This window comes from Novosphingobium sp. CCH12-A3 (assembly GCF_001556015.1).
GTDB lineage: Bacteria > Pseudomonadota > Alphaproteobacteria > Sphingomonadales > Sphingomonadaceae > Novosphingobium > Novosphingobium subterraneum.
In genome coordinates this window covers 64,309-70,821 of sequence record NZ_LSIA01000286.1, presented here as the reverse complement: position 1 = coordinate 70,821, position 6,513 = coordinate 64,309, and the positions used below count along the sequence as shown (strand labels likewise).

Sequence of the window (6,513 nt, the reverse complement as noted above, 5' to 3'; positions counted from 1 at the left end):
TGACAGACCCGGTCTACCCGGCACCGAAACGAACTTCGCTTTGTTCACGGACGACTATTGAGGTTCGTCGAAGTTCGGGGGTCTGTCCTTGTCGATCGCCAGCGCTCAAAATGACGAAGATGAAAAGCTGGCGATGGCGCGAGCGGCTGCTGCATTGATCGCGCGCTGGGGCGTTCTAAGCGAAACGGCCGCGCGGCTTCTTGAAGGCGAGGGGCGGGCTGCGGCGATGCTCGGCATTCATCGCGCGTTGCGATGCATATTCGTTGACAGCGACAGGGCCGCGCGGTGGATTGGTGCACCGAATGAGGCCTTTGGTGGAGTCTGCGCGCTGGATCTCATGCTAGCAGATGGCCTCGAAGGTATGCAGCGCGTCGAAGCCTACCTGGACGCGGAAATCGCCAGCTGAACAGATTGGCGAACGGGCCCTCAGCGATACGAAAGGATCATCCAGGGACCGCGATCGAGGCGGCAGGCGGCTTGCGGAAGCTGCCTTGCAAGACCTTTGCGCCGGACCTGAGTTGGTCGAGATAGTCCGCCCAGCTCTGCATCATCCTGATCCGTTCTTCCCAGTGCTCGCCGCGCGCGTAGGCGCGGCGGACGTCGTCGGTCTCGGCGTGGCCAAGCTGGCGCTCGATCGCGTCTGGGTTCCAATGGCCCTGCTCGTTCAGCAGTGTGCTGGCCATGGCGCGGAAGCCGTGGGCGGTCATCGTGGTGCCGTCGAAACCCATCCGCCGGAGCGCGAGGTTGATCGTGTTTTCACACATGGGCCTGTCGCGCTTGCCTTGGGCAGGGAACAGGTAGCGGCGATTGCCGCTGATCTCGCGCAGCTCTTCCAGTATGGCAAGGACCTGACGGCTGAGCGGCACGCGGTGCGCGACGCGCATCTTCGTCTTGTCAGCGGCGATCGTCCAGATGTTGCGGGTGAAATCGAACTCGCTCCATTCGGCCTGCCGCAGTTCGCCAGGGCGCACAAAGACATAGGGAGCCAGCCGCAGCGCCGCATGGGTGACCGGATAACCCGAATAGGCGTCGATCGCGCGCAGCAGTTCGCCCGCTTCCTTCGGTGTGGTGATGGCGGCACGGTGCGTCACCTTGGGCACGATCAGCGCGCCGCGCAGGTCTGCCGAAACGTCCCGGTCGGCGCGGCCGGTGGCGATGGCATAGCGGAAGACCTGGCCGCAGGTGCTGCGCAGCCGTCGCGCGGTTTCGTAATGCCCGCGCTTTTCGACAGCGCGCAGGACGGCGAGCAGTTCGGGCGCCTTGATCTCGCCGACCTTGCGGTCTCCGATGATGGGGTAGGCGAATTCGAGCAGCCAAGTCAGCTTGCCCACGGTCACATCGGCACGGCCCTCGCGTCGGGCCTTGTCGAGCCATTCTTCCGCCACGGCCTTGAAGCTGTTCACATTGGCAAGCGGGCCTGTGATCTTGTCGATCTTGCGCTTGGCGGCGGGATTGATGCCCTCTGCGATCTGCTTCTTGATCTCCAGCCGTTTGGCGCGCGCCTCGGCGAGGGTGACGGTCGGATAGACCCCCAGCGCGGCTGTCGCTCGCTTTTCTCCAAAGCGATAGTCGACCCGCCAGCACCGCTGACCGGCCTTGGTGACCAGCAGGTACAGGCCGCCCCCGTCAGAGAGCTTGTAGGGCTTGTCGCGCGCAACTGCTTTTCGGACTGCCAGATCGGTAAGCATGAAGCCACCTTTTTGCCGGTTTTGATACCGTCAAAAATACCGTCAGATACCGTCAATTGCAACGAATTCGGCTGGATGCAGGTGGACCCTGAACCAGCCAAAAGCCCTTGATTTCTTGGATTTTTCCGGACGCTTTCGGATGCATCCGGAAAGAAAAATGGTGCCCAGAAGAGGACTCGAACCTCCACGCCGTTTCCAGCGCCGCCACCTGAAGACGGTGCGTCTACCAATTCCGCCATCTGGGCACGGAGGCGAGGGGCTGAAGCGCCGTCTCGCCGGGTAGGAGCGCGCCACTAGGACAGGCGCGGCGGGGTGTCAACGGGGCAAATCCACGCGAGGGTAACTCTTTTTGCAACTGGCAGGGCAAAGGGGTGTTTCCTCATTGAAACTGCGCCCGCTGCTGTGCCAAAGGCGTCGCGTGAAATGGCCCGGATTGGCGGGCAAAGATGATTCAGGACACGCTCGATATGGCAAACGGCAGGACGCGCGATCTCGAAGGCATGCTGGTGGCACTGGTGGGCGGCAGCGGTTTTTTCGGCACGCATCTGGCGCAGGAACTGCTCTCACGCGGCGCGCGCCTGCGCGTGTGCAGCCGTCATCCCGAGCGCGCCTTCAAGTTGCGCCCGCTTGGCACGCTGGGACAGATCCAGTTCGTGGCCACCGATGTCACCAAGCCGCACACCGTCGCAGCTGCGCTGACCGGCGCAGACGCCGTGGTCAACCTGGTGGGTGCCTTTGCCGGTGATCTCGATTCGCTGCAGGGACAGGGCGTAGGCCGCGTGGCCGAAGCTGCAAAGGCTGCGGGCGCGCGCGCGTTTGTCCATGTCTCCGCGCTTGGCGCCGATGCCGGATCGGACGTGCCCTATGCCCGGACCAAGGCCGAGGGCGAGAAGGCCGCGCTGGCCGCTTTCCCTACTGCCACGATCGTGCGCCCTTCGATCCTGTTCGGCGAGGATGACAACTTCCTCAACATGTTCGGCGGTCTGGTAGCCAAGCTGCCGGTCCTGCCGGTATTCGGCCCTGCCGCCAGGTTGCAGCCGGTTTTCGTGGACGATGCTGCCGAAGCCATCGGCAATGCCCTGGCCAACCCGCACGCGCACGGCGGCAAGACTTACGAGCTGGCCGGGCCCGAAGTCATCACCATGGGCGAGCTCAACCGCCGCATCGCCAAGGCTGCGGACCGCACGCCCATGCTGGTCGAACTGCCCGACGCGGTTTCGGGCGCCTTCGCTTCGCTGACCGGATGGCTGCCGGGCGCACCGATGAGCACCGACCAGTGGAAGCTGCTGAAGGCTGGCAACGTGGCTTCGGGCGACCTGCCCGGAATCGAGGCACTGGGCGTCACCCCGCGGCCGCTCGGCCTGTTCCTCGCCCGCTGGATGACGCGCTATCGCAAGTTCGGTCGCTTCGGCGCACGCGCCAAGTCAGCCTGATCAGGCCTCGTCAGCAAAGCCGGCAGGAAAGCAGGCCCGGCCGACACCAGACGCACCGGACAATCGAGATCGGCCAGCATCTGCGCGGTCGCTGTCCGGTTGGTGACGATTGCCCAGCCCTGCGCATCGTCCCAGAGGCCGCAGGACACTTCCTCGACAGCCGTCAGCAAGGCGAGCGGAGCGACTTCACACACCGCCATGCCCTCCCCGGCAAAGGCCGTCTCGGCAAATCCCAGTGCCGACGCCAGCCGAGCCTTGACCGGGACGTCATCGATCATGGCCTGGCGATGCGCGGCAAGCACTTCGCCCGCTGCGCTGTCGGACGGCTCGCCGTCGCGCTCCAGCAGCGGCATATCATCGTGCCAGGCTTCTGGCGGGCACTTCCGGCGCCCGGGCTCCACCGCTTCGAAGGGGCGGCTTTCCAGCGGATAGATGCGGCAGATGCGAGGGCGGGCTTCGTAGTTCCCGCAGCGCATGTCCGGCAGCAGATGGGGACAAGCGCCCTCGTGCCGCGCAACCAGCCTGAGATTGATCCGGAATGGAACGTCCCCGACGCGAACAGCGAAGCTGGTCGCCTTTCGCCACGCCATCACGGCATCTTCAGAAGGGCCGTCGTCGGGCCATGGCCAGGCTTCCGTCAGCAGGTCAACCTGATGGCCTCTGCCAGCCCAGGCACAGGCTTCTGCTACCGAAAGCGTCAACCTGAGATCATGGCAACAGCGCCCGCATTGCGTGCATTCGAAGTGCAGTTCCATGCCGTCAATAGAGCGGGACGCGCTTCGTCCGCAAAGCGAAGAACCAACAGGTATGGAGCAGTCCAAACCTGCCAAAAGCCCCGGCCACGTCGGACCGGGGCTTCGGCGGCAGGGGCAGGCGATGGAGGGATTTGAGGGCGCCTGCCCCGCTCGAGGTCTTGTGTCACATCAGAAGCGGACGCCGACCGTGACGTTCCACGTGCGCGGATCGCCGTAGTAGACGGTCTGGATGTTGCCCACCGAGCTGAATTCCTGCCCATCGGTCTTGTAGAGCGTGTTGCCCACGTTCTTGACCGCGCCGCGAAGTTAGAACTTGTCGAAGTCGACCTGGGCATAGAGATTGCCGATCAGGTAACCGTCTTCGGTCAATCCTGGGCGGTTGTCGACCGAGAGGTACTGCTTGTCGACGAAGCGGACGTCACCGCCCAGCGTCAGCGAAGCATCGCCGAGCGAGACGCGGTATTCGCCGCCCGCCCGCAGGGTAAGCGGTGGCGCGAAGGCCGGCCGGCAGGTGATCTGCGTGCCTGTCGGGTTGCAGCTGAACGCGGCGCCACCGGCAGGCGGCAAGCGGCGCGGATCGTCGAAGCGCTTGTAATCGGCATCGAGGTAGCCGACCGACGCAAAAAGCGTCAGCGGCTGGACCGGGCGGACCGAGATGTCGAACTCGAAGCCCTGGATGCGCAGCTTGCCGGCGTTGAGCACGGGGAAGCTTCCGCCGAGCCCGACATTGGTGCCATTGCCGACGCGGGCCTGGAAGTTGTTGTAGTCGGTGTAGAAGGCGGCAGCCGAAACATTGACGCGGCCGTCGAGGAAGGTGCCCTTGGCACCCGCTTCATAGGACCAGACCGTTTCGGGTTCGAAGTTCGGCACCACCGTCGTCACGCCATTGCGCGTTACCGAGATATCGCCGTTCGAGTTGACGCGGCCGTTGAAGCCGCCCGCCTTGAAGCCGCGGCTGGCCGAGGCATAGAGCAGGGTATCAGGCGTCGGCTTGTACGAGAGGCTGACCATCGGCGTCCACGCATCGTAGCTGACGTCGTTGTCGCCGGTGAAGGGCGCGGGCAGGTTGTCGGGGAAGCAGTAACGGATGTTATTAAGCAGGCCAAGCGTCGAGGCAGTAACCGTGCAGCGGTTGTAGGTCTTCTTCTCGTGCGTGTAGCGCAGGCCCGCGGTCATCGAGAGCTGCTCGGTGAAGTCGTAGGTCAGCTGGCCGAAGGCGGCATAGCTCTTGGTCACCTGTTTGTCGTCGATCGTGCGCAGGAAGGTAATCGGCGCGCCGTTGAAGGCAAACAGACCGTCGGCGTAGGCTTCCTGATGCGAGCTCACGTTCTCGTTGAGGTAGTAAAGGCCGAACACGCCCTTGAGCTTGTCGGCATCGTACTTGAGCTGCAGTTCCTGGCTGAACTGGTCCTGGCGAACGCCGACGAACACGTCGCCCAGCTCGAACTGCGTGGCGTCGATGTCGATGAAGAAGTCGGTCTTGAGCTTGCGGTAGGCAGTGATCGAGGTCAGCTGGAAGCTGTCGCTGAGATCGACGTTGATCGTGCCCGAAACGCCCCAGTGATCAAGCTTCTGGCCCTGGTCCGGGGCAAGGCTGGTCGATGCCTTGTAGTCATAGGGACCATAAGGTTCCGCCGGAGCAAGCACGACCGCGCCGCGGGCAAAGTCGGTCTGGATCAACGGTGCCGTAAGATAGCCAAGCGTGGCCGCATTGCGCTGGCGCGTATAATCGCCCGAGATCAGCACTTCGACCGTATCGGTCGGCTTGGCACGCAGGATTCCGCGGCCGGAAAGATTGTTGCGATCGTTGTACTTGCGGCCGGTGCGCGGGTCGGTGACGATCCCGTCGCGGTCGTCATAGACCCCGGCAAGCGACAGCGCGAGCTTGTCGGTGACCAGCGGGGCCGAAACATATCCCTTCGCCGTCACTTCATCGAAGCGACCGTAGGTGAACGCAGCCTCGCCCTTCACGGTATCGAGGTCGGGCTTCTTCGACACGACGTTGACAGCACCGCCGATCGTGTTCTTGCCGTAGAGCGTGCCCTGCGGCCCGCGCAGCACTTCGACCCGCTCGACATCGAACAGGTTGAGCAGCGCGCCCTGGATACGGCTCAGGTACACCCCGTCCACATAGACGCCGACTGCGGGGTCGAAGGTCTGCAGCGCATCAGGCTGGCCGATGCCGCGAATGTAGAAGTTGGCGCTGCTGGCCGAACCGCGGCCCTGCACGATGTTCACGTTGGGAATGGCGCCCTGGATGCCCGAAAGGTCCTTCGCACCGGCACGTTCGAGTGCATCGGTATTCAGTGCGGATATGGCAATCGGCACGTCGAGCAGGCGTTCCTCGCGGCGGCGGGCAATCACGGTGATCTCGTTCCCGGTAGCGATATCCGAAGCATCTTCGGCAGCAGGCGTTTCCTGCGCGAAGGCGGGCATGGCGGGCACGGCGAACAGCGCAACTGTGGCGGCCAGGGCGGCGCGCGTGGAAATACGGGTCATCAGACAGGCTCCCTCTCGCGGACTGCTCCGTCCGCTCGATCACCCTGATATTGAAAGTTGAACCACCTTTCAACTTCTCGTTGTGAGATTGCCCGTTTGTCGCTACGAATCGTGGCGAAACGGCAACACGCGTGTGGG

General features: G+C 63.8%; 5 protein-coding genes and 1 tRNA gene. 2 read left to right on the top strand and 4 right to left on the bottom strand.

What is annotated here, in order from left to right; translation table 11 throughout:
• Positions 1-88: 88 nt before the first annotated feature.
• On the top strand, positions 89-406 hold the full coding sequence (locus AX703_RS23105; protein ID WP_062347549.1) for an MbcA/ParS/Xre antitoxin family protein: 318 nt from the start codon (positions 89-91) through the stop codon (positions 404-406).
• 37 nt (positions 407-443) lie between these two features.
• Here the strand turns inward: AX703_RS23105 and AX703_RS23100 are convergent, their stop codons facing one another.
• Complete coding sequence (locus tag AX703_RS23100; protein WP_062347547.1) at positions 444-1,688, bottom strand: integrase arm-type DNA-binding domain-containing protein; 1,245 nt, start codon at positions 1,686-1,688, stop codon at positions 444-446.
• Positions 1,689-1,846: 158 nt separating this feature from the next.
• Positions 1,847-1,933 (bottom strand) — tRNA-Leu (locus AX703_RS23095).
• Between the two features lie 222 nt (positions 1,934-2,155).
• Here AX703_RS23095 and AX703_RS23090 point away from each other — a divergent pair.
• On the top strand, positions 2,156-3,121 hold the full coding sequence (locus AX703_RS23090) for a complex I NDUFA9 subunit family protein (RefSeq protein WP_062347566.1): 966 nt from the start codon (positions 2,156-2,158) through the stop codon (positions 3,119-3,121).
• Here the strand turns inward: AX703_RS23090 and AX703_RS23085 are convergent.
• On the bottom strand, positions 3,076-3,876 hold the full coding sequence (locus AX703_RS23085; protein ID WP_062347546.1) for a YkgJ family cysteine cluster protein: 801 nt from the start codon (positions 3,874-3,876) through the stop codon (positions 3,076-3,078). The genes AX703_RS23090 and AX703_RS23085 overlap by 46 nt on opposite strands.
• 306 nt (positions 3,877-4,182) lie before the next feature.
• A complete protein-coding gene (locus AX703_RS23080) occupies positions 4,183-6,375 on the bottom strand; it encodes a TonB-dependent receptor (protein ID WP_231735669.1) in 2,193 nt (730 codons plus the stop codon).
• Positions 6,376-6,513: the final 138 nt, after the last annotated feature.

Coding starts and splice junctions, on each gene's coding strand:
- AX703_RS23080 (WP_231735669.1), bottom strand. CDS start 6,375: ATGACCCGTATTTCCACGCGCGCCGCCCTGGCCGCCACAGTTGCGCTG.
- AX703_RS23100 (WP_062347547.1), bottom strand. CDS start 1,688: ATGCTTACCGATCTGGCAGTCCGAAAAGCAGTTGCGCGCGACAAGCCC.
- AX703_RS23090 (WP_062347566.1), top strand. CDS start 2,156: ATGGCAAACGGCAGGACGCGCGATCTCGAAGGCATGCTGGTGGCACTG.
- AX703_RS23085 (WP_062347546.1), bottom strand. CDS start 3,876: ATGGAACTGCACTTCGAATGCACGCAATGCGGGCGCTGTTGCCATGAT.